Raw genomic sequence first — 25,325 nt, 5'->3', positions numbered from 1 at the left:
GATCATCGTGCCAGAGTTGCCACGATTTTTTCCTGATCAGCAATAGCCATATAGGGATGCATAGGCAAACTCATGACGCGCTGGGCAATCGCATCACCAACCGGCAGGTGTGCCTGAGGATCAGCCACAGCCGGTTGTTTGTTCAGGGGAATCGGGTAGTGCACGGCAGTTGGAATGCCGGCAGCCTTCAAGATTTCCTGGACCGCATCACGCGCATTGACCTGAACAGTGTATTGCGCCCAGGCGCTGGTATTTCCCGGCGCCACGAAAGGCGCAGCGATCCCGGCCGCTTCAAGCAACTGCTGATACTGTTGAGCCACCTGCTGGCGCTGCTCAAGCTCTCGCTCGAAGATCTCCAACTTGGGTAACAGGATAGCGGCCTGCAACGTATCCAATCGGCTATTCACCCCAACGCGGATGTGATGGTAGCGGCGATCTTGCCCATGGCGAGCAACCTGCCGCATCACCTTCGCCAGTTCGTCATCATTGGTGAAGATGGCACCACCGTCGCCATAGCAACCCAAAGGCTTACTCGGGAAGAAGCTGGTGCAGGAGATAGTGGTCAGGTTACAGGACCGCTTGCCATTGTAGGTCGCACCAAAGCTCTGCGCCGCATCTTCGATAACCGCGATCCCATGCTTGGCGGCGATTGCATTGATGGCATCGAAATCAGCGCACTGACCATACAGCGAAACCGGGATGATCGCTTTGGTGCGCGGGGTAATCGCAGCCTCGAGCAGCTGCGGATCGAGGTTGTAGGTGCGCGGATCGACGTCCACGTACACCGGCTTGGCACCCAGCAGCGCTACGGTTTCGGCCGTGGCGATGTAGGTGAAGCCCGGCGTGATGACCTCGTCGCCAGGCCCGATGCCCAAGGCCATTTGTGCAATCTGCAAGGCATCGGTGCCATTGGCAACGCTGATGCAGTATTTCGCCCCAACGAATGCGGCGAGCTTTTCTTCCAGCTCGGCCACTTCAGGGCCGAGGATGTACTGGCCGTGTTCCAGCACGCGCGCGATGCCTGCATCGATCTTGTCGCGAAGCAGCGCTTGCTGGGTTTTCAGGTCGATGAACTCAATCATTGCACGCTTCCTTGCTCAAGATGCCGGCTTGCAGAACATAGCGGGCGCCCGTGTGAATACACAGCGCGCTGCCCTCGCCCACCAGGGGCAGTTCCAGCTGCTCGCCGAATTCGCTCATCCAGCCGATCTGGCGAGCAGGTACGCCGACCATCAGAGCGTAGGCCGGCACATTCTTGTTGATCACCGCGCCAGCTCCCACGAAGGCGAACTCGCCGATGGTGACACCACAGACGATGGTGCAGTTCGCACCCAGGGTGGCGCCCTTCTTCACCCGCGTATCGCGGTACTGATCCTTGCGCTCGACCAGCGAACGAGGATTGTAGACATTGGTGAAGACCATGCTTGGGCCGCAGAACACGCCCTCTTCCAAAGTGACGTTATCGTAGACCGACACGTTGTTCTGGACCTTGCAGTTGTCACCGATCACGACCTTGTTGCCGACGAACACGTTCTGCCCGAGCGAAACGCCCGCACCGATGCGGGCGCCGCCACAGACGTGAACGAAGTGCCAGATACGCGAGCCGTCGCCGACCTGCGCACCGTCATCGACGATGGCACTGGGGTGCTGGAAGTAACTCATGATCAACCCAACAGTCGTGCGAGGAACGGGTGGCCTTCGTCATTCTGGGCAGTGACCGGCGCCAGGCTGCGAATGGTCTCGACCGTTTCGACGCAGTGACGGGCATCTTCGATGCCATAGCCCTTGCCATCGAGAATGGCCTGGTAGCTCACGGTATGCAGGTCGGTGAAGCCCTCGGAGAACTCGATTTCCGCGCCATCGCAGGTGATGGAACGGTAAGTCGGCTTCTTGCCCTTGACCGAGTCTGGCAGGTCGTTGGCATCAATGGAGAGGAACCAGCGCACGCGCGCGTTCTCGTATTCCAGATAGCCAGCTGCCTTGGACTCATTGACGAAGTGCACGACGTTGCGCTGCAGCTTGCCGAAGATGAAATGCAACATGTCGTAGAAGTGCACACCAATGTTGGTGGCCACCCCAAACGACTTGCGAGGGTCACCTTTCCAGCTCTCCATGTACCATTTGCCGCGGCTGGTGATATAGGTGAGCTCGACATCATGCTTGTGCGCTTGCGGGTTACCCTGGACCTTTTGCTTGAGGTCGATGATGGCGCTGTGATGGCGCAGCTGCAGGATATTCCACAAGCGACTGCCGGTTTCGCGCTCGGTCAGGGCCAGCTCATCGAGCATTGCGGCGCTGGGCACCAGGGGTTTTTCGCAGATCACATCGCAACCCAGACGCAGGCCGGCGTTGATGTGCGGGTGGTGCAGGTAGTTGGGCGAGCAGACCGAGACATAGTCCAGTGCCTGCGCCGGATCGCGCTTCAAGCGCCAGGCGTGGTCGTAGAAGCGCTCGAACTCGGTGAAGAACTCGCTTTGCGGCGAGAGGCTGTCGATGATGCCGACCGAATCGTTGATGTCGTAGGCACTGATCAGTTCGTTACCGGTATCTTTGATGGCGCGCATGTGGCGCGGGGCGATATAGCCGGCAGCGCCAATAAGGGCAAAACGTTTCATGGCAGATCTCGAGAAGACGGTTGATGCAGAGCGGCGCCACCGAGCAGTCGTCGGTGACGCCAATCAGATTAGGCCTTGATGATATTGGCCGCCGGGGTGCGGTACTTGCCACGGCTGTCGATGAGCAAGCGGGACTTGGACTCGATCAGGGCATAGTCGAACTTGTCGTGATCGGTTGCCAGCACCACCGCATCGAACGATGCCAGGTTCTCGGCCGTCAGCGGCTCGCTGGAAAGGTCGAAGTGGTGCTCGCGCATTTCCGGGAAGGTCGGTACATGCGGGTCGCTGTAGGCCACCACGGCGCCGCGCTCTTCCAGCAGCTCCATGATTTCGACCGAGGGCGACTCGCGCATATCGTCGACGTTCTTCTTGTAGGCGATGCCCAGTACCAGCACGCGGCTGCCCTTGAGCGCCTTGCCCTGGTCGTTGAGGCCGCTCACCAGCTTGCCGACCACGTATTCCGGCATGGCCTGGTTGATTTCACCCGACAGCTCGATGAAGCGGGTGTGCAGGCCATATTCACGGGCCTTCCAGGTCAGGTAGAACGGGTCGATCGGGATGCAGTGGCCACCCAGGCCCGGGCCAGGGTAATAGGCAGTGAAGCCGAACGGTTTGGTGGCGGCGGCATCGACCACCTCGAAGATATCGATACCCATGCGGTCGGCGACGATCTTCATTTCATTGACCAGGCCAATGTTGACGGCGCGGTGAATGTTCTCCAGCAGCTTGGTGAGCTCAGCCGCCTTGGTCGAACTGACCTGCACGACCTGGTCGATAGCCTGCTCGTACAGGGCAACGCCCACGCTCAAGCAGTTCGGAGTATGCCCGCCGATGACCTTGGGAATGGTGCGGGTCTCGAAGTTGGGGTTGCCCGGATCTTCGCGCTCAGGGGAGTAGACCAGGAAGATGTCCTCGCCCACTTTCAGACCGCCCTCTTGTACCCGCGGCAGCAACTCTTCTTCGGTCGTCCCTGGGTAGGTCGTGCTCTCCAGGGATACCACTTGCCCGGCACGCAGGTAGGGCTTGATCGCATTGGTGGTATCGATCACGAAGCTCATGTCCGGCTCGCGATATTTGTTCAGCGGGGTCGGTACACAGAGGATCAGTGCATCGCACTCACTGACGCGGCGAAAATCGGCAGTTGCCTCAAAACCGGTGGTGCGCGCATGGGCAACACTGCTTTGAGAAATATGTTCAATATAACTTTGGCCGGCATTGAGCATATCAACTTTAACGGTATCGATATCGATACCCAATACACGAAAACCGATGGCGTTATAACGCAACATCAACGGAAGGCCAACATACCCCAGACCCACAATACCGATGATGGCTTCCTTGCTTTTGAATCTGTTAATACTGGTTTGGGTCTGATCAAACATGCATGGCTCCGATAATACAGCTTGTACTTTTGCTGCTCAGGCCCAGGCATCAGCCCGGACACAGTTCCTGTTAACCCGCGGATAATAAAGGATCGAAGCCCGGTAGCATAGCCCTGGCCACCCCTACCCGAGGAATGGACCGACCAGCAGCAGAGCCCTGGAGGCAAGCGGCACCGCCACTCGGCGAAGTCAGCAAGCATCAAAAACGAATGAGATTCAGTAACAACAACGCTCTCGACGCGGATACCTAATTCTCAAATCACCCGTACCCCACAAATGGAAACACTAACAGAATTAAGTAGCACCCTAAGTATAAAGCTCGACATGGAAGGGCAACTCCAACCCAAGACTCACTCCCTTCGCAAGATCAACAGCCAATACATCAGCGCTAGCCAGAGCAAGGTACTGCAACACTTCCGGCAACCGGAACCCAAGTCTGCGCTATTCAGCAATAGTGATATCCAGCTCATGACCCAACTGCTGGTACTTGCGTCTCATGACCTGCGCAAGCGCCTGCTTTGCAGCCTTCTCACCATGCACCAGCACCACCCTGCGGCAGGGCTCTTTCTGCCCCATGGCAAAGCGCACCAACCCCGCCTGGTCTGCATGCCCCGAGTAACCACCCAGCGTCATCACCTTGGCCCGAATCTCATACATCCGCCCATCCAGATCGATCTGGACAAACCCTCCAGCCCCCTCGCTTGCCTGAATCACGGCTCCCGGCGTGCCCTTGGCCTGATACCCCACGAACATCACCTCATGTCGCGGATCAGCCAACATGGCCTTGAGATAACCGACAATCCGCCCACCCGAGCACATGCCATTGCCCGCGATCACGATGGCCGGGCGGCCGGTGCTTTTGAGGTAGTTGACGACCTGTTGATGCCGGGCATGGGTGTCGACCGTAACGAGCTGGCGAAACCCCAGTGGATCACGCCCCTGAACCAAGCGCTCCCTGGCCTCGGAACGCCAGAATTGATGCAATTCTCTGTACACACGGGTAACCCGCTGAGCCTGCGGAGAGTCGAGAATCACAGGCAGATGGGCCCAGTCAGGGAAGTCACCAGCGACCTCGCCGGCCGGCTTGTTCAACAGATTCTTATGATGGAGTAAATCCTCCAGCTCATAGAGCAACTCCTGAGTCCTGCCAAGACTGAAAGCAGGGATCAGGATCGTACCTTGATCAATCAAGGCACGGTCAATAGCCGCTTCCAGCTGCTGACGCCGCCCACTGCGGTCCGGATGCAGGCGATCGCCATAGGTACTTTCCAGCACCAGTACATCGGCGCGCTCGGGCGGCAGCAACGGGCGCAACAATGGATTGCCGCAGGCCCCCAGATCACCCGAGAAGACGACTCGAGTACTGCTGCCATCCAGCTCCACCTCGCATTCGATATACGCCGAGCCAAGCAGATGCCCCGCCCGCTGAAGCCGGATACTGCAACACAGAGCCGGACGCTCGATGACCACCTGCCAGCGCTCGAACGGCACCGGGACAATATGCTGCTGCAGAAATGCCACGTACCGAGCCACCTGCCCAGGCTCATTGCTGACCCCAAGCCTGTACGCGTCCTCCAGGACGATCGGTAACAATCTCGCCGACGGCTCACTGCAATAGATGGGGCCACGAAAGCCTGCCGCAAAAAGGGCGGGTATGCGACCGACGTGATCAAGATGAACGTGGGTAACGATCAAGGCCTGGATGCCGGAGACATCGAAGCCGAGCGTGGCGGCACGCACCCCAGGTGCGACCTCCAACCCTTGCTCCAGCCCACAATCAATCAGCAGGCTGGTGACAGGATCGAGATGAAGCCGATGACAGGAGCCGGTTACCCCGCGGGTACCGCCATGATGGGAGATCGAGGGAAAGGGCATTCTGCTGAGTCCTTCGGCAGCCTTGGAAGAAGTGCCCCATTAATCCACTCCTTCAACACGCCATAAAGAACACGAACACGACGCCTGCTGTGAGATAAGTCTCAGCTATCGGAAAGCATTTCCCTTCGTACAGATGCACGGATCTTTCGCTTGCCGCGCATCAGACCGTAAGCCCCGAGCAGCGGCCCCACCGCCAGCCCGAGCACCAGGGCAGCCAGCACCAGCACCGCAACCGGCATCGCCGGCGCCGACCAGCCGAATAACACCAGGGCCACCGACTGCTGGTTCTCCAGCACGAAGAACACGACCACCGCCGCCAGCAGCAGCACGAACAGCACCACCAAGGCGCGCTTAAGGTTACGCATCAGAGGGTTCCTTGCATTCAGATAGGTTCGTGCTCGTCTTCATTGACGCGATCCCGCAGCTCTTTGCCCGGTTTGAAGTGCGGCACGAATTTGCCTTCGAGGCTGACCGACTGGCCGGTCTTGGGATTGCGGCCTACCCGCGGAGCGCGGTAGTGCAAAGAGAAGCTGCCAAAGCCGCGAATCTCGATGCGATCCCCGGTCGCCAGGCACTGCGACATCTGCTCAAGCATGGTCTTGATGGCCAACTCGACGTCCTTGGACGAGAGCAGCCCCTGATGGGTGACAATACGTTCGATCAGCTCCGACTTCGTCATATTTTTCCCTTCGTTATCAAGCAGCTAGATCATTGCTTAATCAGTTTGTAGCACGCCCCGGCACATTTGAACAGGGTAGTTCTTGACTAAAAGAAAAAATTCAAGATAAGGCTACAAACCGACTGAACGGCGATTACCGATAACCCAGGGCGGGTGCAGCTGAATTGCAGGCATGAAAAAGGGCGACCGAAGTCGCCCTTTTTCTTACCGATCAAACAGAACTCAGTTCTGCTTGGCCATTGCTTCGCGCAGCAGCGCAGCCATGGTGGTATCGGCAGCCGCTTCCGGAGCGTTTTTCAGGCTCTGGATGGCTTCGCGCTCTTCAGCGTCGTCCTTCGATTTGATGGACAGGCTGATGACGCGGGACTTGCGGTCGACGCTGATGATCTTGGCTTCGATCTCTTCGCCTTCCTTCAGCACGTTACGAGCGTCTTCAACGCGGTCACGGCTGATTTCGGAAGCCTTCAGAGTAGCTTCGATGTCGTCGGCCAGGGTCACGATAGCGCCCTTGGCGTCAACTTCCTTGACGATACCTTTGACGATAGCGCCCTTGTCGTTGATCGAAACGAAGTTGGAGAACGGATCGTCTTCCAGCTGCTTGATGCCCAGGGAGATGCGCTCGCGCTCTGGGTCAACCGACAGGATGACGGTTTCCAGCTCGTCGCCCTTCTTGAAGCGACGCACGGCTTCTTCGCCAGCTTCGTTCCAGGAGATGTCGGACAGGTGAACCAGACCGTCGATGCCGCCGTCCAGGCCGATGAAGATACCGAAGTCGGTGATCGACTTGATGGTACCGGTGATCTTGTCACCCTTGTTGAACTGGCCGGAGAAGTCTTCCCATGGGTTGGACTTGCACTGCTTGATGCCCAGGGAGATACGACGACGCTCTTCGTCGATGTCCAGAACCATGACTTCCACTTCGTCGCCAACCTGAACGACTTTCGACGGGTGGATGTTCTTGTTGGTCCAGTCCATTTCGGAAACGTGTACCAGACCTTCAACGCCTTCTTCCAGCTCAGCGAAGCAGCCGTAGTCGGTCAGGTTGGTAACGCGAGCGGTGACGCGAGTGCTCTCTGGGTAACGGGCTTTGATAGCAACCCATGGGTCTTCACCCAGTTGCTTCAGACCCAGCGAAACGCGGTTGCGCTCGCGATCGTACTTCAGGACCTTGACGTCGATCTCGTCACCAACGTTGACGATCTCGGACGGGTGCTTGATACGCTTCCAGGCCATGTCGGTGATGTGCAGCAGACCATCGACGCCGCCCAGGTCAACGAACGCACCGTAGTCGGTGAGGTTCTTGACGATACCTTTGACCTGCTGGCCTTCCTGCAGCGATTCCAGCAGAGCTTCGCGCTCGGCGCTGTTTTCGGCTTCCAGGACGCTGCGACGGGAAACGACAACGTTGTTGCGCTTCTGGTCCAGCTTGATGACCTTGAATTCCAGCTCTTTGCCTTCGAGGTGGGTGGTGTCGCGCACTGGGCGGACATCAACCAGGGAGCCCGGCAGGAACGCACGGATGCCGTTAACGTCGACAGTGAAGCCGCCTTTAACCTTACCGTTGATAACGCCCTTGACCACTTCTTCAGCAGCGAAAGCAGCTTCCAGAACAATCCAGCACTCGGCGCGCTTGGCTTTTTCACGGGACAGCTTGGTTTCGCCGAAGCCGTCTTCGACCGCGTCCAGCGCAACGTGAACTTCGTCACCGACCTTGATGGTCAGTTCGCCAGCTTCGTTGTAGAACTGCTCGAGCGGGATGACACCCTCGGACTTCAGGCCAGCGTGTACGGTAACCCAGTCGCCGTCGATGTCGACAACGATACCGGTGATGATGGCACCCGGCTGAAGATTGAGGGTTTTCAGGCTTTCTTCAAAGAGTTCTGCAAAGCTTTCGCTCATTTTAATTCCTGTAGATTCGGGCGAAAAAGACGCCCATAGCCACATTCCAGACAATGTGGGTTTCGTTAAGTTAAGAAGTGCTGACAGGACGTTGACTGGTGCCCCTGCCCGCTCTCCTCTCCATCAGACCAAGTCGCGCAGGGCGAGCTCGCTTCTGATGCGTTGCAGCACCTGCTCGATGGACAACTCCGTGGAATCCAGCTGGATCGCATCGGCCGCCGGCTTGAGCGGGGCCACTGCGCGCTGGGTGTCGCGCTCATCACGCGCACGGATCTCATCTAGCAGACTCGACAGACTAACATCTTCGCCCTTGCCCTTCAACTGCAGGTAACGGCGACGGGCACGTTCCTCGGCACTGGCGGTGAGGAACACCTTCAACGGCGCGTCCGGGAACACCACCGTACCCATGTCACGGCCATCGGCGATCAGCCCGGGCGCTTCGCGAAAAGCCCGCTGGCGCTGCAGCAGCGCCTCACGCACGGCCGGCAGCGAGGCGACCATCGAGGCGCCAGCACCGACGGTTTCGGTGCGAATGACGTTGCTGACATCCTCACCCTCGAGAATGATCTGCTGCAGCTTGCCAGGCTCGGCGGCGATGAACTGCACGTCCAGATGAGCCGCCAGAGCTTTGAGCAGCTCTTCGTTGGTCAGGTCGACGCCATGGTTGCTGGCATTGAACGCCAGCAGGCGATACAACGCGCCGGAGTCGAGCAGACGCCAGCCCAGCTCACGGGCCAGCAGCCCTGCGACCGTACCCTTGCCCGAGCCGCTTGGCCCGTCGATGGTGATGACCGGCGCTTGCGAATTCACGACTTGCCCTCTTCTGCGACGCGAATACCGACTTCCTTGCACAGTGCCAGGAAGTTGGGGAACGACGTGGCGACGTTGGCGCAGTCATGGATGACGATCGGTGCAGTGGCACGCAGCGATGCGACGCTGAAAGCCATGGCGATACGGTGGTCACCGTGACCGTGCACTTCACCGCCGCCGATCTGGCCGCCATCGATGATGATGCCGTCAGGGGTAGGCTCGCACTTCACGCCCAGCGTGATCAGGCCGTCGGCCATCACCTGGATGCGATCCGACTCCTTGACCCGCAGCTCTTCGGCACCGCGCAGCACGGTACGCCCTTCGGCGCAGGCGGCAGCGACGAACAGCACCGGGAACTCGTCGATGGCCAGCGGCACCAGTTCTTCAGGGATGTCGATACCTTTGAGCCTGGCGCCACGCACACGCAGGTCGGCCACCGGCTCGCCGCCGACTTCACGCTGGTTCTCCAGGGTGATGTCGCCGCCCATCAGGCGCAGGATGTCGATCACGCCGGTACGGGTTGGGTTGATGCCGACATGCTCCAGGACCAGCTCGGAACCTTCGGCGATCGAAGCGGCCACCAGGAAGAACGCTGCGGAAGAGATGTCCGCCGGCACTTCGATACGGGTCGCGGTGAGCTTGCCGCCGGACTGCAGCGAGGCGACCGGGCCATTCGACGCAACCGAGTAGCCGAAGCCACGCAACATGCGTTCGGTGTGGTCACGGGTCGGGGCCGGCTCGGTGACGGTGGTGGTGCCTTCGGCGTACAGGCCCGCCAGCAACAGGCAGGACTTAACCTGGGCACTGGCCATCGGCAGCGTGTAGGTCAGGGCTTTGAGCTTGGCGCCGCCACGGATGGTCAGCGGCGGACGCCCTTCCGGGCCGGTCTCGACCACGGCGCCCATTTCGCGCAGCGGGTTTGCCACGCGGTTCATCGGGCGCTTGGACAGCGAGGCGTCGCCGGTCATGGTCACATCGAACGGCTGGCCGGCCAGCAGGCCCGAGAGCAGGCGCATCGAGGTGCCGGAGTTACCGACATAGAGCGGGCCAGGCGGCGGCTTCAGGCCGTGCAGCCCGACACCGTGAATGGTCACGCGGCCGTGTTGCGGGCCCTCGATGACCACACCCATGTCACGGAACGCCTGCAGGGTGGCAAGCGCATCTTCACCTTCGAGGAAGCCTTCGACTTCGGTGGTGCCTTCGGCCAGGGAGCCGAGCATGATCGAACGGTGGGAAATCGATTTGTCGCCCGGTACGCGAATCCGTCCGGATACGCGGCCACCAGGTTGGGCCAGGAAAATCAGGTCGTTGGCGTTCATAGCGTCCACATAGGCCCGGCGGGCAAGGATTTTACTGAAATGCTCGCGGGCAACCCGGGCGCGGGTGAACACACCCAGCAGTTGGTGCCCGTCTCCAGCATCGACCGCGTCGCGCAAGGCGTCGAGATCGCTGCGAAATGTATCGAGGGTACGCAGCACCGCTTCCCGGTTGGCGAGGAAGATGTCGTGCCACATGATCGGGTCGCTGCCGGCGATTCTCGTGAAATCGCGGAAGCCCCCCGCAGCGTACCGGAAGATGTCCAGGTTTTCATTGCGCTTGGCCAGCGAGTCGACCAGGCCGAATGCCAGCAGGTGCGGCAGGTGACTGGTGGCAGCCAGCACTTCGTCGTGGCGCTCCACCGGCATGTGCTCGACATCGGCGTCCAGCGCGCGCCACAGCCGATCAACCAGGGCCAGGGCAGCAGGATCGGTTTCAGCCAGTGGCGTGAGGATGACCTTGTGCCGGCGGAACAGCGCGGCATTGGAAGCCTCCACCCCGCTCTGCTCGGAACCGGCAATCGGGTGCCCCGGGACAAAGCGCGACAGGCCTGCGGCAAAGGCCTCACGAGCGGCGCGCACCACATTGCCCTTGGCGCTGCCGACATCGGTGATGACCGCATCGCCAAGGTCGAGCTGCGCCAAGCGCGCCAGAACCTTCTCCATGGCCAGGATCGGCACGGCCAGCTGGATCACGTCGGCACCGACACAGGCCGCAGCCAGGTCCGCCTCACAGCGATCGACCACACCCAGCACCACTGCCTGCTTGCGCGATTCGGCATCCAGATCGACGCCGACCACTTCACGGCACAGGCCGCTTTCGCGCAGGCCTTTGGCGAAAGAGCCACCGATCAGGCCGAGGCCGACGACGACCAGGCGACCGATAAGCGGGGTGGATTTATTTGTTACGGCATCTACCACGAGTGCGAACCCTGTTCAGAAATCAAGACAGTCTGTGAGGCCCATCGCGGGGCAAGCCCGCTCCCACTCCTGAAACGTGGGAGCGGCGGTGCGCCGATGCGACTTGCCCCGCGATGGGCGCTCAAGCAACCCTCAGAGCACCGCCTTCGGATAAGAGCCCAACACCTTCAGCGCCACAGCCTCCTGGCTGATCTGCTCGAGCACCGCCTTGATCAGCGGATCGCGGTGATGGCCGACGAAGTCGATGAAGAACACGTAGGTCCACTTGCCACTGCGCGACGGGCGGGTCTCGATGCGCGTCAGATCGATGCCGTTCTCATGGAAGGGCACCAGCAGCTCGTGCAGCGCGCCCGGCTTGTTGCTCATGGAAACGATGATCGACGTCTTGTCGTCGCCGGTCGGCGGCACTTCCTGGTTACCGATCATAAGGAAGCGCGTGGAGTTGTCCGGGCGGTCCTCGATTTTCTCGGCCAGGCGGGTCAGACCATACAGGTTCGCCGCCATGTCGCCGGCGATCGCTGCCGAGTTCCACTCACCCTTGACCCGCTTGGCCGCCTCGGCGTTGCTCGAAACCGCCACGCGCTCGACATTCGGGTAATGCGCGTCCAGCCACTTGCGGCACTGGGCCAGCGACTGGGCGTGGGAGTAGATGCGGGTGATGCTGTCGGTCTTGGTGTTCTCGCCCACCAGCAGGTGATGGTGGATGCGCAGCTCGACCTCACCGCAGATCACCATGTCGTGCTCGAGGAAGCTGTCCAGGGTATGGCTGACCGCACCCTCGGTGGAGTTCTCCACTGGCACCACGCCGAAGTTGACGGCACCGGCCGCCACTTCGCGGAACACTTCGTCGATGGCCGCCATCGGGCGACTGATCACGGCATGGCCGAAGTGCTTCATGGCCGCGGCCTGGGTGAAGGTCCCCTCGGGGCCGAGGTAGGCAATCTTCAACGGCTCTTCAAGCGCCAGGCACGACGACATGATCTCGCGGAACAACCGCGCCATCTCTTCGTTGCCCAGCGGGCCCTTGTTGCGCTCCATCACGCGCTTGAGCACGGCAGCTTCGCGCTCGGGGCGATAGAACACCGGCTTCTCGCCTTCGGCCAGCGAGGCGGTCTTGACCCGCGCCACTTCTTCGGCGCAACGCGCGCGGTCGCTGATCAGCTCGAGGATCTTCTCGTCGAGGCTGTCGATGCGTACGCGCAGGGCCTTGAGTTCCTGTTCGGACATCAGCCGTGCTCCTTCTCGAATTCAGCCATGTAACCCACCAGCGCCTCGACCGCTTCCAGGCCCAGGGCGTTGTAGATCGAGGCGCGCATGCCGCCAACCGAGCGGTGGCCCTTGAGGTTCAGCAAGCCACGGGCGTCGGCGCCGGCCAGGAAGGCCTTGTCCAGACGCTCGTCGGCCAAGCGGAACGGCACGTTCATCCACGAACGGGCATTGGCGCTGATCGGGTTGGTGTAGAACTCGCTGGCGTCGATGAAACCGTAAAGACGGTCCTTCTTCGCCCGGTTGCGCTGCTCCATGGCTTCGACGCCACCCTGCTCCTTGAGCCACTCGAACACCAGGCCCGAGAGGTACCAGGAGTAGGTGGCCGGGGTGTTGTACATCGAGCCGTTGTCGGCCGAGACCTTGTAGTCGAGCATGGTCGGGCAACTGCTGCGGGCACGCCCCAACAGGTCTTCACGCACGATCACCACCACCAGGCCGCTCGGGCCGATGTTCTTCTGCGCGCCGGCATAGATCAGGCCGAACTGCGACACATCGATCGGGCGCGAGAGGATGTCGGAGGACATGTCGACCACCAGCGGCACGTCACCGGCCTCGGGCACCCAGTCGAACTGCAGGCCACCGATAGTCTCGTTGGAGGCGTAGTGCAGGTAGGCGGCGTTCTTGCTCAGCTGCCACTCGTTCTGGCCCGGGATGGCCAGGTAGTCGTAAGGCTTGGCGCTGGCGGCGACATTGACGTTACCGAAACGACGCGCTTCCTCGATGGCCTTTTTCGACCAGATACCGGTCTCGACATAGTCCGCAGTGCCGTTTTCCGGCAGCAGGTTCAGCGGGATCTCGGCGAACTGTTGGCTGGCGCCACCCTGCAGGAACAGCACCTTGTAGTTGGAGGGGACGGACAGCAGGTCACGCAGGTCCTGCTCGGCCTTCTCGGCGATGGCCACGTAGTCGTCGCTGCGATGGCTCATTTCCATCACCGACAAACCCTTGCCGCGCCAGTCCAGCATTTCTGCCTGGGCACGCTGCAGGACGGCATCAGGAAGCGCGGCAGGGCCTGCGCAGAAGTTAAAGGCTCGTTTGCTCACATCCACTCTCGCTCTGCCAAATAGTACAAATCTGCAATCTTCGGTACTGCACGGAACGCTGCAGGAGCGGGCTCACCCGCGAACCCCGGCATGGCCGGGGCTTGCACCGCGACGGCGCCTTCGCGGGTAAACCCGCCCCCACTGGGCATTGCACCGCCCTTCAGGACGTTGCCTGCTGTAATCAGTCAAACGGGGCGACCTTGGTCGCCCCGTTCGGGTTGTTGCACTTGCTTACTCTTGCGGCGCCTCTTCAGCGCCGGCGCTGTCCTCGTCGGCGGCATCCACCGCGTCGAGCGGTGCGCCCTCCTCGCCCGCCTCGATTACATCATCGAGTTCGTCCTCGGACGGCTCCTGGATACGCTCCAGGCCCACCAGCGTCTCGTCGGCAGCCAGCTTGATCAGCGTCACACCCTGGGTGTTACGGCTCAGGCTGGACACCTCGCCAACCCGCGTGCGCACCAGCGTGCCCTGGTCGGAGATCAGCATGATCTCTTCGCCTTCCTGCACCTGGATAGCGCCGACCAGCAGGCCGTTGCGCCCCTTGGTACCCATGGCGATCACGCCCTGACCACCACGGCCGCGCCGCGGGAACTTGGACAGCGGGGTACGCTTGCCGAAGCCACGCTCGGAGGCGGTGAGGATCTGCGCGCCGGACTCCGGGATCAGCATCGAAATGATCTGCTGCCCTTTGCCCAGCTTCATGCCACGCACGCCACGGGCGGTACGGCCCATTTCACGCACGACGCTTTCGGCGAAACGGATCACCTTGCCGGCGTCGGAGAACATCATGACTTCCTTGGCGCCGTCGGTGATGGCCGCGGCGATCAGGGTGTCACCCTCTTTGAGCTTCAGGGCGATCAGGCCATTGGAACGCGGACGGGCGAACTGCACCAGCGGGGTCTTCTTGACGGTACCGGAGGCGGTGGCCATGAAGATGTAGGCGCCTGTCGCTTCGGCAACCCACTCTGGCGTGTCGCCGTCTTCCTCGTCGATCTCCTCGACTTCCACCAGTTCGCCTTCGATCACGCTGTCGTCGCTGTCCTCCAGCTCTTCCTCAGGGTCTGCGTGCTGCTGCAGCGCCTCCAGGTCGATTTGCAGCATGGCGGTGATGCGCTCACCTTCTTCCAGCGGCAGCAGGTTGACCAGCGGACGACCGCGAGCGGCGCGGGAAGCCTCTGGGATTTCGTAGGTTTTCTTCCAGTACACCTTGCCCTTGCTGGAGAACAGCAACAGGGTGGCATGGCTGTTGGCGACCAGCAGGTGTTCGACGTAGTCCTCGTCCTTGACGCCGGTAGCCGACTTGCCCTTGCCACCACGGCGCTGGGCCTGGTACGCGGACAGCGGCTGGGTCTTGGCATAACCACCGTGGGAGATGGTCACCACGCGCTCTTCTTCCGGGATCATGTCGCCGTAGTTGAGGTCGTGGCTGGCATTGAGGATCTCGGTGCGGCGGGCATCGCCGTATTCGGCGCGAATCGCTTCGAGCTCTTCGCGGATCACTTCCATCAGGCGCTCGGCGCTGCTGAGGATGCGGATCAGCTCGCCGATCTGCTCGAGAATCTCCTGGTACTCGGCCAGCAGTTTCTCGTGCTCCAGGCCCGTCAGGCGGTGCAGGCGCAGGTCGAGAATGGCCTGGGCCTGTTCCGGCGACAGGTAGTACTTGCCTTCGCGCAGGCCGTATTGCTCCGGCAGGTCTTCCGGGCGGCACGACTCGGCACCGGCGCGTTCGACCATCACCTGCACGGCGCTGGATTCCCAGGCCATGGCAACCAGCGCTTCCTTGGCCTCGGAAGGCGTCGGCGAAGCCTTGATCAGGGCGATGACCGGGTCGATGTTGGACAGCGCGACGGCCTGGCCTTCAAGGATGTGGCCACGCTCGCGGGCCTTGCGCAGCTCGAACACGGTACGGCGGGTCACCACTTCGCGGCGGTGACGGACGAACGCTTCGAGCAGGTCCTTGAGGTTGAGCAGGCGCGGGCGACCGTCGATCAGGGCAACGATGTTGATGCCGAACACGCTCTGCAGCTGGGTCTGCTGGTAGAGGTTGTTGAGCACCACTTCCGGCACCTCGCCGCGGCGCAGCTCGATGACGATGCGCATGCCGTCCTTGTCGGACTCGTCGCGCAGCTCGGTGATGCCTTCGATCTTCTTCTCTTTCACCAGCTCGGCGATCTTTTCGATCAGACGCGCCTTGTTCAGCTGGTAAGGGAGCTCGGTGATGACGATCTGCTGGCGACCACCGACCTTGTCGATGTCTTCGATCTCGGAGCGGGCGCGCATATAAATGCGGCCACGGCCGGTGCGATAGGCCTCGATGATGCCCTGGCGACCGTTGATCTGGCCGGCCGTCGGGAAGTCCGGCCCCGGGATGAACTGCATCAGCTCATCGACCGTGATATCGGAGTTGTCGATCAGGGCCAGGCAGCCATCGATCACTTCGCCCAGGTTGTGCGGCGGAATGTTGGTGGCCATGCCCACGGCGATACCGCTGGAGCCGTTGACCAGCAAGTTGGGGATACGGGTCGGCATGACCGCCGGGATCTGCTCGGTGCCGTCGTAGTTGGGCACCCAGTCGACGGTCTCTTTGTGCAGGTCGGCCAGCAGCTCGTGGGCCAGCTTGGACATGCGCACTTCGGTGTATCGCATGGCCGCGGCGTTGTCGCCGTCCACCGAACCGAAGTTGCCCTGGCCATCGACCAGCAGGTAGCGCAGCGAGAACGGCTGCGCCATACGCACGATGGTGTCGTACACGGCCGTATCGCCGTGGGGGTGGTACTTACCGATCACGTCACCGACCACACGGGCGGATTTCTTGTACGGCTTGTTCCAGTCGTTGCCCAGTTCGCTCATCGCATACAGAACGCGACGATGCACGGGCTTCAAGCCGTCACGCGCATCGGGCAGCGCTCGCCCGACAATCACGCTCATCGCGTAGTCGAGGTAAGACTGTCTCAGTTCGTCTTCGATATTGACCGGGAGGATTTCTTTGGCCAGTTCGCCCATGAGAAGCCTGATTCCTTTTTCTGGTGAAACTTCGCCTGATCCCTCGAAGGACGAACGAAGCTCGCCGCCGCAGCGCATAGGGGTGCGACGACATACGACAAATCAATGAGTTGTGCCATGGATCTGCGCAATGAAGACCGCCTCAACGAGCGGCCTTGGAAACTGCCGGATGTTACCACAAAGGCTGGGCGCATGGGAGATATGGCAGGATGCCGCCGTACCCTGCAAAAGCCCCATCCGTTTGGACAGGGCGAAGCCGCTGAAAACCCCTCAATGCAGGCGTTTGCGACACATCAGCTGGGCGATTTTCGCGGTATCCGGGCGCTCGACGACGCCTCTTTCGGTAACGATCACATCGATCAGGTCGGCCGGCGTGACATCCACCACCGGGTTGTAGGCCTCGACATCGGCCGTCACCTGGATGCCTTCCACCTCCAGCAGTTCTTCTTCACCGCGCACTTCCAGCGGGATGTCTTCACCCGTGGCCAGGTTCAGGTCGATGCTGGTGCTCGGCGCCACCACCATGAAGCGCAAGCCATGGTGCATGGCCGTGACTGCCATCTGATAGGTGCCGATCTTCGCCGCCACGTCGCCATTGGCGGCGATACAGTCGGCACCGACCACCACCCAAGTAATGCCCTTGACCTTCATCAGGTGCCCGGCGGCAGAATCGGCGACCACGGTCACCGGCACGCCATCGGCGGCCAGCTCCCAGGCCGTCAGGCGCGAGCCCTGCAACCACGGGCGCGACTCACAGGCGTAAACCCGCTCGACCATGCCTTCCAGCGCCGCGGCCCGGATCACCCCCAGCGCGGTACCGAAACCACCGCTGGCCAGCGCCCCGGCATTGCCATGGGTCAGCAGCACCTGCTCGCTGCCCTGGTGCTTGCGGATCTGCTCGACACCGAACTGGGCCATGGTCAGGTTGGCTTCCCGATCGCTTTCATGAATAGCGACCGCCTCGGCCTCCAACGCCGCCAGCACGTCCTCTTCAGGGCGAAGGCGCTGCAGGCGTTCGCGCATTCGGTTGAGCGCCCAGAACAGGTTGGCCGGCGTGGGGCGCGCCTCGCCCAGCATCATGAAGTCTTCTTCCAGGGCCTCTTCCCAGCCGTCGCCTTCGGCCAGCCGCTGACGCAACGCCAGCACCAGCCCGTAGGCGGCGCAGATGCCGATCGCCGAAGCACCGCGCACGGCCATGTCGCCGATCGCCTCGACCACCGCCGCAACGTCGGTGCAGGTCAGCCAATGCTGCTCGAGCGGCAGCAGGCGCTGGTCGAGCAGGTGCAACGCGCCGTCGCGCCACTGGATGCCCGTCACCGTCTCCGCCGCCAAAAGTTGCTCGCGCATCGCCTCTCCCCGTCGCCCTGGCATCAAAAGCCGGCGATTATAGCGACCCTCAGCCCCGGACGCTCGGGTATACTGCGCGTTTCGCCGAACCGACCCAGGTATATGCCGCGCATGCCCACCGCCACTCCCCCTCTCGACCTGCTGCTCGTACCGCAATGGCTGGTGCCCGTGGAGCCGGCGGGGGTGGTGCTGACGGGGCACGCGCTGGGCATTCGCGACGGCCTGATCGCCTGGCTCGGCCCGCGCGAGCGGGCACCCCGGGCGAACGCAGTGCGCGAGCTGCCCGACTGCCTGCTCAGCCCTGGGCTGGTCAACGCCCATGGCCATGCCGCCATGAGCCTGTTCCGCGGGCTGGCCGACGACCTGCCGTTGATGACCTGGCTCCAGGAGCACATCTGGCCGGCGGAGGGGCGCTGGGTCGACGAAGCATTCGTGCGCGACGGCACCGACCTGGCCATCGCCGAGCAGCTCAAGGGCGGCATCACCTGCTTCGCCGACATGTATTTCTTCCCCCGCGAAGCCTGTGACCGCGTGCACCGCAGTGGCATCCGCGCACAGATCGCCGTGCCGCTGCTGGACTTCCCGATCCCTGGCGCACGCACCCCGGAAGAAGGCCTGCAACTGGCCATCGAACTGTTCGGCGACCTGCGTCACCACCCGCGCATCAGCATCGCCCTCGGCCCGCACGCGCCCTACACGGTCAGTGACCAGAACCTGGAAAAGATCCGCATCATCGCCGATCAGCTCGACGCGCCGCTGCACATGCACATCCACGAGACCGCCAGCGAAGTCGAGCAGGCGCTCAACGACACCGGCGAGCGCCCGCTGGCGCGCCTTGCTCGCCTGGGCCTGCTCGGCCCCAACCTGCAGGCGGTGCACATGACCCAGGTCAGCGACGAGGACTTGGCGCTGCTGGTAGAAAGCAACACCAGCGTGGTCCACTGCCCGGAATCCAACCTCAAGCTGGCCAGCGGCTTCTGCCCGGTGGAGCGCCTGTGGCAGGCCGGCGTGAACGTGGCCGTCGGTACCGATGGCGCGGCCAGCAACAACGACCTGGACCTGCTCGGCGAAACCCGCACCGCCGCCCTGCTGGCCAAGGCCGTCGCCGGCAGCACCACCGCCCTGGATGCCCACCGGGCACTGCGCATGGCCACGCTCAATGGCGCCCGGGCGCTGGGCCTTGAGGACGTGACCGGCTCACTGGAGCCGGGCAAGGCCGCCGACCTGGTCGTGTTCGACCTGTCCGGCCTGGCCCAGCAACCCGTGCACGACCCGGTTTCGCAACTGATCTACGCCACCGGCCGCGACTGCGTCAAGGACGTCTGGGTCGCCGGCCACCCCCTGGTGCAGGACCGCCGCCTGACGCGGATGGACGAGCAGGCCCTGGCCGCCACGGCCCGCGCCTGGGGAGCCCGCATCGGCGGGCACAACGAATGACTGGCCGGCAGCCACGGCTGCCGCCCCGTGACACTCTTTATCGAAGTTTCAGAGGACTGTTCAGATGAGCAACGTCGACCACGCCGAAATCGCCAAGTTCGAAGCCCTGGCCCACCGCTGGTGGGACCGCGAAAGCGAGTTCAAGCCCCTGCACGACATCAACCCGTTGCGCGTCAACTGGATCGACGAGCGGGTCAGCCTGGCCGGCAAGAAAGTGCTCGACGTCGGCTGCGGCGGCGGCATCCTCAGTGAAGCGATGGCCCAGCGCGGCGCCACCGTCACCGGCATCGACATGGGCGAGGCACCACTGGCGGTGGCCCAGTTGCACCAGCTGGAGTCCGGCGTCGAAGTCGAATACCGGCAGATCACCGCCGAGGCCCTGGCCGAGGAAATGCCCCAGCAGTTCGACGTGGTCACCTGCCTTGAAATGCTCGAGCACGTGCCTGACCCGTCCTCGGTGATCCGCGCCTGCTACCGCATGGTCAAGCCCGGCGGCCAGGTGTTCTTCTCGACCATCAACCGCAACCCCAAGGCCTACCTGCTGGCCATCGTCGGCGCCGAGTACATCCTCAAGATGCTGCCGCGCGGCACCCACGACTTCAAGAAGTTCATCCGCCCCTCCGAACTGGGCGCCTGGAGCCGCGCTGCCGGCCTGGAAGTGAAGGACATCATCGGCCTCACCTACAACCCGCTGACCAAGCACTACAAGCTGAACAACGACGTCGACGTCAACTACATGATCCAGACCCTGCGCGAGGAATGAGCATGCGCCTGCGAGCAGTACTCTTCGACATGGATGGCACCCTGCTGGACACCGCGCCGGACTTCATCGCCATCTGCCAGGCGATGCTCGCCGAGCGCGGCCTGCCGGCCATCGACGACGCGCGCATCCGCGACGAGATTTCCGGCGGCGCCCGCGCCATGGTTGCCGCGACCTTCGCCATGGACCCGGACGCCGACGGCTTCGAGGCCCTGCGCCAGGAGTTCCTCGAGCGCTACCAGCGCGACTGCGCGGTGCACAGCAAGCTGTTCGACGGCATGGCCGAGCTTTTGGCCGACATCGAGCGCGGCAACCTGCTGTGGGGCGTGGTCACCAACAAGCCGGTGCGTTTCGCCGAGCCGATCATGCAGCGCCTGGGCCTGGCCGAGCGCTCGGCGCTGCTGATCTGCCCCGAGCACGTGAAGCGCAGCAAGCCCGACCCGGAGCCGATGATCCTCGCCTGCAAGACACTGAACCTGGACCCGGCCAGCGTGCTGTTCGTCGGCGACGACCTGCGCGATATCGAGTCCGGCCGCGATGCCGGCACCCGCACCGCCGCCGTGCGCTATGGCTATATTCATCCACAGGACAACCCCAACAACTGGGGCGCCGACGTGGTGGTGGACCACCCGCTTGAGCTGCGCAAGGTGATCGACAGCGCGCTGTGCGGCTGCTGATGGATCAACAGTAATAGGGTCCCGTGGGAGCGGGCTTGCCCCGCGATAGCGCCCGGTCAAGCAATGCGCCTGGCCGCACCGGCGCCATCGCGGGGCAAACCCACCCCACGCGCATGTCGCCCTCAACTACAGGGAACTGGAAATGTTCGACTACACCGCCCGCCCCGACCTGCTCAAAGGCCGGATCATCCTGGTCACCGGCGCCGGCCGCGGCATCGGCGCCGCCGCCGCCAAGGCCTATGCCGCCCTGGGCGCCACGGTCCTACTGCTGGGCAAGACCGAGGCCAACCTCAACGAGGTCTACGACCAGATCGAAGCCGCCGGTCATCCGCAGCCAGCGGTCATCCCGTTCAACCTCGAAACCGCCCTGCCGCACCAGTACGACGAACTGGCGGTGATGATCGAGGAACAGTTCGGCCGCCTCGACGGCCTGCTCAACAACGCCTCGATCATCGGCCCGCGCACGCCGATGGAGCAGCTGTCGGGCGACAACTTCATGCGGGTGATGCACATCAACGTCAACGCCACCTTCATGCTCACCAGTACCCTGCTGCCGCTGCTCAAGCTGTCGGACGACGCCTCGGTGGTGTTCACCTCCAGCAGCGTCGGGCGCAAGGGCCGGGCCTACTGGGGCGCCTATGGCGTGTCGAAGTTCGCCACCGAAGGGCTGATGCAGACCCTGGCCGACGAGCTGGAAGGCGTGGCGCCGGTACGCGCCAACAGCATAAACCCGGGCGCCACGCGCACGGCGATGCGGGCACAGGCTTACCCGAGCGAGAACCCGCAGAACAATCCGCTGCCCGAAGAGATCATGCCGGTGTATCTGTACCTGATGGGGCCGGATAGCAAGGAAGTGAACGGCCAGGCGCTGAACGCACAGTAAGGAAATCGCGGGGCAAGCCCGCTCCCACGCTTTGCTCTCCCCCCAAGGGCTGGATTGTTGTCCAACTTCCTGGAGGCAGCCCAAAGCGTGGGAGCGGGCTTGCCCCGCGATGCTTTCAGCCCGCCGCCAAGGCCGGCCGCAGCCGCCCTTGCTGGCGCCCTTCCAGCTGCATGCAACGCTCCAGGAACAGGAACATGCAGTCGTAGCTCTTGCAGATCGCCCGCCGCAGTTCGGTGCGCAGCCCCAGCGTCGGATTCTCACCCGCCAGCGTGCAGATGATCTCCAGCGCTTCCCACGGGTGCGCATCGTCGTACTGGGCGTGCATCTTCAGCCACTTCATCGCGCGTTTGCGGGTTTCGTCGGGGAAACCCTGGGCGTAAGTGTCATTCGCGCAGACCACCGCCGACCACTCGCCCGTGGCACCTTCGATGGCGTAGTTGGTGGCGGCCATGGCGATGGCCAGTGACTCGGTGGCGCAGACCCGCCAGCACCAGTCGTTGAGGCCGTTGAGCTCTGGCGGCACTTCCTGCGCCTGCAACTCGTGCAGGTGAATACCGTGGGCCTGGCACCAGTGCACCCAGTAGTCGGCATGGTTGAGTTCGACGCGGATATTGCGCATCAGCCAGCGCCGCGCCATGTCTTCACCGGCGTGGCGCCCGTAGCGGGTCTTGGTGAGGTTGTGGGCCATGTACAGCGAGAACTGCTCGACCACCGGCCAACCGCCGATCAGGTACTGGCGCACGGTCGCCGGGCGCAGCTGACCATCGCGCAGGCGCTGGTAGAACTCGTGCTCGACCACCCTGCGCTTGCTTTCGCGGCAATCCTCGATCAGTTGCTGGGCCCAATCCGGGTAACTAGCCGGATCCATCAAGGGTCCGATCCTTATGAATGAATCAATCACTGTCAGCTCCTTGATTCCCTGTGATTCCCGGGCTGTGGTCAGCGAAAGGTCCCCGGCGCCCGGTGTAACAGGGGTCTCGCGGCAATCCGTTGGCGCTGCAGGCTGTCGCAGGTGAATACCTGCGGCCGCTCGATGAGATAACCCTGGGCGTAATCCACGCCGATTTCCTGCAATGCCTGTTCGATCAACGGCGTCTCGACGAACTCGGCGATGGTGCGCTTACCCATCACATGACCGATGTGATTGATCACCTCAACCATAGCCCGATTGATCGGGTCGTCGAGCATGTCTTTGACAAAACTTCCGTCGATCTTCAGGAAGTCTACCGGCAAATGTTTCAAATAGGCGAATGACGACATCCCGGCGCAGAAGTCATCGAGGGAGAACTTGCAGCCCAGCCCTTTCAATTCATTAATGAATCGAATCGCGCTCCCAAGATTGGCAATTGCGCTGGTCTCGGTTATTTCGAAACAGATGAGCCGTGGCGGAATATCGAACTCGCCGAACAGCCGTTGCAGGTATTCAAGGAAGTTGTCGTCACCGATGCTCGCCCCCGACAGGTTGATCGCGCACAGGGCCAACGGCCCTTCGCGCCCCTCGTCCAGGCATTGGCGGATCACCTGGAACACACTGCGCACCACCCAGCGATCGAGGGCCGTCATCAACCCGTAACGCTCGGCCGCCGGGATGAAGCTGCTGGGCAGGATGGTGCGGCCACTTTCATCGTGCAGACGCAACAGGATCTCGATATGGCCGGGGCCTTCCTGCCCTTGCAGGGGGGCGATTTCCTGGGCGTACAGGCAGAAGCGGTTCTCTTCCAGCGCCACATGCAGGCGCTGGATCCAGGCCATCTCGCCAAAGCGCATGGACAGCTCGCTGTCGTCGGCGTGATACACCTGGACCCGGTTGCGCCCTTTCTCCTTGGCCATGTAGCAGGCCATGTCGGCAGCCCGCAGCGACGCCTCCAGGGTGCTCGGTGCCTGGGCGATATGCACCAGGCCAATACTCACGGTGGTGACGAATGGCCGACCCTTCCACACAAAATGCAGGCTCTGCACCACCTGGCGCAACTGCTCGGCAATGCGCTCGGCCTGCTCCGGCGGGCAGTTCTCCAGCAGCACGCCGAATTCGTCGCCCCCCAGGCGCGCCAGGGTGTCACCCTCGCGCAGGCCCGACTGAAGCACCGCGCAGATATGCCGCAGCAACTCGTCGCCGGCGGCATGGCCAGAGGTGTCGTTGACCAGCTTGAACTGGTCGAGGTCGAGGAACATCAACGAATGGCGCCCCGCCTGGCGCATCAGGGTGTTGAGCGCCTGCTCCAGGCGATATTCGAATTCGCGGCGGTTGGCCAGCCCGGTGAGGGCGTCATGGGTCGCCTGCCATGACAGGTTGGCGATGTATTGACGCTCCTGGGTCATGTCGTGGAGCACCACGACGATGCCGCTGACCTGGCCGTCGGTGAGTATCGGCGAACCCACCAGGTTGATGGACACCGTGCTGCCATCCAGGCGCTGGATCAACCGGGCATGTTCGTCGGTGCCCTTGAGGCTGCCGCTGAGCACCTGCTCGACCAGGGTCCGGCTGTCCTTCTCGGCGTTCTCGTCGAGCAGGCTGAACAACGCCGCCAGTGGCAGGCCCTCGGCCTGGGCGGCCTGCCAGTGAGTCAGTTGCTCGGCAGCAGGGTTCATGAAGGTGATACAGCCATCGACGTCGGTGGTGATCACCGCATCGCCGATCGACTCGAGGGTGACCTGCGCCCGCTCCCACTCTTCCTGCAAGGCACTGGCGAACGCCTGGCGCTGGGCCAGCAGCTTGCTTGAGCGCAGCCAGGCCATGGCGATGAGGAACAGTGCAGTGACCAGGTTGGTGAGCATCAGCACTTTGAGCAGCGCCCGCGAGCCCTCGCCCAGGGCATCGCTGAAGGCTTTGGCCGCCGGGGTCACGCCATCGTTGATGGCGACGATGCGGGCCTTCCATTGCGCCACCTGGCCGGCGTCGACGGCACCGCCGACAAAGCCCTCGCGCATCTCGCCGGCCAGCACGTCGAGTTGGCGCAAGTAATCGTCGCCGATATCCCAGTAGTCGATGGCGGTCTGCATGTAGCTGATGTCGCGAAAATTGCGGTAGAACCAGATGATCCGAGCGACATCGTCCGGGTGGTTGCCGCCCTGCAGGATGCCCTTGCGCGCGGCCTCGATGTCGGGCTCCGGCCGGTCGAGCGCCAGGCGCAGGTTGTGGTCGCCCTGGGGCACCAGAATGGCCTGACGATAGCGCTGGTAGGTCAGCGGATGCCGGTCGTCGGCGTAAAGGCTCAGGTAGTAGATGGCGTCTTTCTGCGCCTTGGACCACAGGCTTTCCCCCGCCACGTAGGCACGCACCGAGGACAACGCATAGAGGCTGAGGCTGCCCAGCAGCACCTGGAAAACCACAACGGCAACGAAAGGCCAGATGATGCCCAGCAGCCTTGGCGCTTCGAGAGTCCGATTTCCCTTCATGTAGTCCCTGTCA

20 protein-coding genes are annotated in these 25,325 nt (G+C 62.5%); 4 read left to right on the top strand and 16 right to left on the bottom strand.

Annotated elements, in window-relative coordinates:
• Positions 1-2: 2 nt before the first annotated feature.
• The 14 genes from DM373_RS05035 to mtnA form a co-directional block, all read right to left on the bottom strand.
• Complete coding sequence (locus DM373_RS05035; RefSeq protein ID WP_110992531.1) at positions 3-1,082, bottom strand: DegT/DnrJ/EryC1/StrS family aminotransferase; 1,080 nt, start codon at positions 1,080-1,082, stop codon at positions 3-5.
• Positions 1,075-1,662, bottom strand: a complete 588-nt coding sequence (gene wbpD / locus DM373_RS05030; RefSeq protein ID WP_110992530.1) for a UDP-2-acetamido-3-amino-2,3-dideoxy-D-glucuronate N-acetyltransferase — start codon at positions 1,660-1,662, stop codon at positions 1,075-1,077. The genes DM373_RS05035 and wbpD overlap by 8 nt, the downstream gene beginning before the upstream one ends.
• A gap of 2 nt (positions 1,663-1,664) precedes the next feature.
• Positions 1,665-2,615: a Gfo/Idh/MocA family protein gene (locus DM373_RS05025; protein ID WP_110992529.1), complete on the bottom strand. Its 951-nt coding sequence runs from the start codon at positions 2,613-2,615 to the stop codon at positions 1,665-1,667.
• Positions 2,616-2,683: 68 nt separating this feature from the next.
• Positions 2,684-3,997, bottom strand: coding sequence for a UDP-N-acetyl-D-glucosamine 6-dehydrogenase (gene wbpA / locus DM373_RS05020; protein WP_110992528.1), 1,314 nt, complete (start codon positions 3,995-3,997; stop codon positions 2,684-2,686).
• A gap of 441 nt (positions 3,998-4,438) precedes the next feature.
• Complete coding sequence (locus tag DM373_RS05015; protein WP_110992527.1) at positions 4,439-5,872, bottom strand: MBL fold metallo-hydrolase RNA specificity domain-containing protein; 1,434 nt, start codon at positions 5,870-5,872, stop codon at positions 4,439-4,441.
• A 101-nt stretch (positions 5,873-5,973) separates the two neighbouring features.
• Complete coding sequence (locus DM373_RS05010; RefSeq protein ID WP_110992526.1) at positions 5,974-6,237, bottom strand: lipopolysaccharide assembly protein LapA domain-containing protein; 264 nt, start codon at positions 6,235-6,237, stop codon at positions 5,974-5,976.
• Between the two features lie 17 nt (positions 6,238-6,254).
• The gene (gene ihfB, locus DM373_RS05005) at positions 6,255-6,551 is read right to left on the bottom strand and encodes an integration host factor subunit beta (RefSeq protein ID WP_110992525.1); all 297 of its coding nucleotides are present in this window, start codon (positions 6,549-6,551) and stop codon (positions 6,255-6,257) included.
• Between the two features lie 222 nt (positions 6,552-6,773).
• Positions 6,774-8,450 (bottom strand): 30S ribosomal protein S1, encoded by a 1,677-nt coding sequence (rpsA, locus tag DM373_RS05000; RefSeq protein WP_110992524.1) that lies wholly within the window; start codon positions 8,448-8,450, stop codon positions 6,774-6,776.
• A gap of 123 nt (positions 8,451-8,573) precedes the next feature.
• The gene (gene cmk / locus DM373_RS04995) at positions 8,574-9,260 is read right to left on the bottom strand and encodes a (d)CMP kinase (protein ID WP_110992523.1); all 687 of its coding nucleotides are present in this window, start codon (positions 9,258-9,260) and stop codon (positions 8,574-8,576) included.
• Positions 9,257-11,497 carry a bifunctional prephenate dehydrogenase/3-phosphoshikimate 1-carboxyvinyltransferase gene (locus DM373_RS04990; RefSeq protein ID WP_110992522.1) on the bottom strand — a complete coding sequence of 747 codons (2,241 nt, stop codon included), beginning with the start codon at positions 11,495-11,497 and terminating at the stop codon, positions 9,257-9,259. Before DM373_RS04990 ends, cmk begins: the two co-directional genes overlap by 4 nt.
• A 132-nt stretch (positions 11,498-11,629) precedes the next feature.
• Positions 11,630-12,724: a prephenate dehydratase gene (pheA, locus tag DM373_RS04985; protein WP_110992521.1), complete on the bottom strand. Its 1,095-nt coding sequence runs from the start codon at positions 12,722-12,724 to the stop codon at positions 11,630-11,632.
• Positions 12,724-13,809 (bottom strand): 3-phosphoserine/phosphohydroxythreonine transaminase, encoded by a 1,086-nt coding sequence (gene serC, locus DM373_RS04980; protein WP_110992520.1) that lies wholly within the window; start codon positions 13,807-13,809, stop codon positions 12,724-12,726. The genes pheA and serC overlap by 1 nt, the downstream gene beginning before the upstream one ends.
• A gap of 231 nt (positions 13,810-14,040) precedes the next feature.
• Entirely contained in the window at positions 14,041-16,812 is a 2,772-nt protein-coding gene (gene gyrA, locus DM373_RS04975) for a DNA gyrase subunit A (RefSeq protein WP_110992519.1), read from the bottom strand.
• Between the two features lie 270 nt (positions 16,813-17,082).
• On the bottom strand, positions 17,083-18,159 hold the full coding sequence (gene mtnA / locus DM373_RS04970; RefSeq protein ID WP_110992518.1) for an S-methyl-5-thioribose-1-phosphate isomerase: 1,077 nt from the start codon (positions 18,157-18,159) through the stop codon (positions 17,083-17,085).
• Positions 18,160-18,270: 111 nt separating this feature from the next.
• Between mtnA and DM373_RS04965 the strand changes: the two genes are divergently transcribed.
• The 4 genes from DM373_RS04965 to DM373_RS04950 all read left to right on the top strand — a co-directional run bounded on the left by DM373_RS04965 (position 18,271) and on the right by DM373_RS04950 (position 21,916).
• Positions 18,271-19,596: a TRZ/ATZ family hydrolase gene (locus DM373_RS04965; protein ID WP_110992517.1), complete on the top strand. Its 1,326-nt coding sequence runs from the start codon at positions 18,271-18,273 to the stop codon at positions 19,594-19,596.
• Between the two features lie 64 nt (positions 19,597-19,660).
• On the top strand, positions 19,661-20,359 hold the full coding sequence (ubiG, locus tag DM373_RS04960) for a bifunctional 2-polyprenyl-6-hydroxyphenol methylase/3-demethylubiquinol 3-O-methyltransferase UbiG (RefSeq protein ID WP_110992516.1): 699 nt from the start codon (positions 19,661-19,663) through the stop codon (positions 20,357-20,359).
• 2 nt (positions 20,360-20,361) lie between these two features.
• Positions 20,362-21,033, top strand: coding sequence for an N-acetylmuramic acid 6-phosphate phosphatase MupP (gene mupP / locus DM373_RS04955; protein ID WP_110992515.1), 672 nt, complete (start codon positions 20,362-20,364; stop codon positions 21,031-21,033).
• Between the two features lie 142 nt (positions 21,034-21,175).
• The gene (locus tag DM373_RS04950) at positions 21,176-21,916 is read left to right on the top strand and encodes a YciK family oxidoreductase (RefSeq protein ID WP_110992514.1); all 741 of its coding nucleotides are present in this window, start codon (positions 21,176-21,178) and stop codon (positions 21,914-21,916) included.
• A gap of 115 nt (positions 21,917-22,031) precedes the next feature.
• On the opposite strand, the gene DM373_RS04945 is transcribed toward DM373_RS04950, so the two are convergent.
• Together DM373_RS04945 and DM373_RS04940 are read right to left on the bottom strand one after the other, a co-directional pair.
• Entirely contained in the window at positions 22,032-22,817 is a 786-nt protein-coding gene (locus tag DM373_RS04945; RefSeq protein WP_110992513.1) for an iron-containing redox enzyme family protein, read from the bottom strand.
• 38 nt (positions 22,818-22,855) lie between these two features.
• Complete coding sequence (locus DM373_RS04940) at positions 22,856-25,312, bottom strand: EAL domain-containing protein (protein ID WP_110992512.1); 2,457 nt, start codon at positions 25,310-25,312, stop codon at positions 22,856-22,858.
• Positions 25,313-25,325: the final 13 nt, after the last annotated feature.

Origin of the sequence: Pseudomonas sichuanensis, from assembly GCF_003231305.1 — a bacterium.
Classification (GTDB): domain Bacteria; phylum Pseudomonadota; class Gammaproteobacteria; order Pseudomonadales; family Pseudomonadaceae; genus Aquipseudomonas; species Aquipseudomonas sichuanensis.
This window is presented reverse-complemented; position numbering and strand designations above follow the sequence as displayed.

Excerpts from the sequence above, each read along its gene's own strand:
- wbpD (WP_110992530.1), bottom strand. The coding sequence starts at position 1,662 with ATGAGTTACTTCCAGCACCCCAGTGCCATCGTCGATGACGGTGCGCAG.
- DM373_RS04965 (WP_110992517.1), top strand. The coding sequence starts at position 18,271 with ATGCCCACCGCCACTCCCCCTCTCGACCTGCTGCTCGTACCGCAATGG.
- DM373_RS05025 (WP_110992529.1), bottom strand. The coding sequence starts at position 2,615 with ATGAAACGTTTTGCCCTTATTGGCGCTGCCGGCTATATCGCCCCGCGC.
- DM373_RS05015 (WP_110992527.1), bottom strand. The coding sequence starts at position 5,872 with ATGCCCTTTCCCTCGATCTCCCATCATGGCGGTACCCGCGGGGTAACC.
- wbpA (WP_110992528.1), bottom strand. The coding sequence starts at position 3,997 with ATGTTTGATCAGACCCAAACCAGTATTAACAGATTCAAAAGCAAGGAA.
- ihfB (WP_110992525.1), bottom strand. The coding sequence starts at position 6,551 with ATGACGAAGTCGGAGCTGATCGAACGTATTGTCACCCATCAGGGGCTG.
- pheA (WP_110992521.1), bottom strand. The coding sequence starts at position 12,724 with ATGTCCGAACAGGAACTCAAGGCCCTGCGCGTACGCATCGACAGCCTC.
- DM373_RS04950 (WP_110992514.1), top strand. The coding sequence starts at position 21,176 with ATGTTCGACTACACCGCCCGCCCCGACCTGCTCAAAGGCCGGATCATC.
- gyrA (WP_110992519.1), bottom strand. The coding sequence starts at position 16,812 with ATGGGCGAACTGGCCAAAGAAATCCTCCCGGTCAATATCGAAGACGAA.
- DM373_RS05010 (WP_110992526.1), bottom strand. The coding sequence starts at position 6,237 with ATGCGTAACCTTAAGCGCGCCTTGGTGGTGCTGTTCGTGCTGCTGCTG.
- mupP (WP_110992515.1), top strand. The coding sequence starts at position 20,362 with ATGCGCCTGCGAGCAGTACTCTTCGACATGGATGGCACCCTGCTGGAC.
- ubiG (WP_110992516.1), top strand. The coding sequence starts at position 19,661 with ATGAGCAACGTCGACCACGCCGAAATCGCCAAGTTCGAAGCCCTGGCC.
- mtnA (WP_110992518.1), bottom strand. The coding sequence starts at position 18,159 with ATGCGCGAGCAACTTTTGGCGGCGGAGACGGTGACGGGCATCCAGTGG.
- DM373_RS05035 (WP_110992531.1), bottom strand. The coding sequence starts at position 1,082 with ATGATTGAGTTCATCGACCTGAAAACCCAGCAAGCGCTGCTTCGCGAC.
- DM373_RS04940 (WP_110992512.1), bottom strand. The coding sequence starts at position 25,312 with ATGAAGGGAAATCGGACTCTCGAAGCGCCAAGGCTGCTGGGCATCATC.
- rpsA (WP_110992524.1), bottom strand. The coding sequence starts at position 8,450 with ATGAGCGAAAGCTTTGCAGAACTCTTTGAAGAAAGCCTGAAAACCCTC.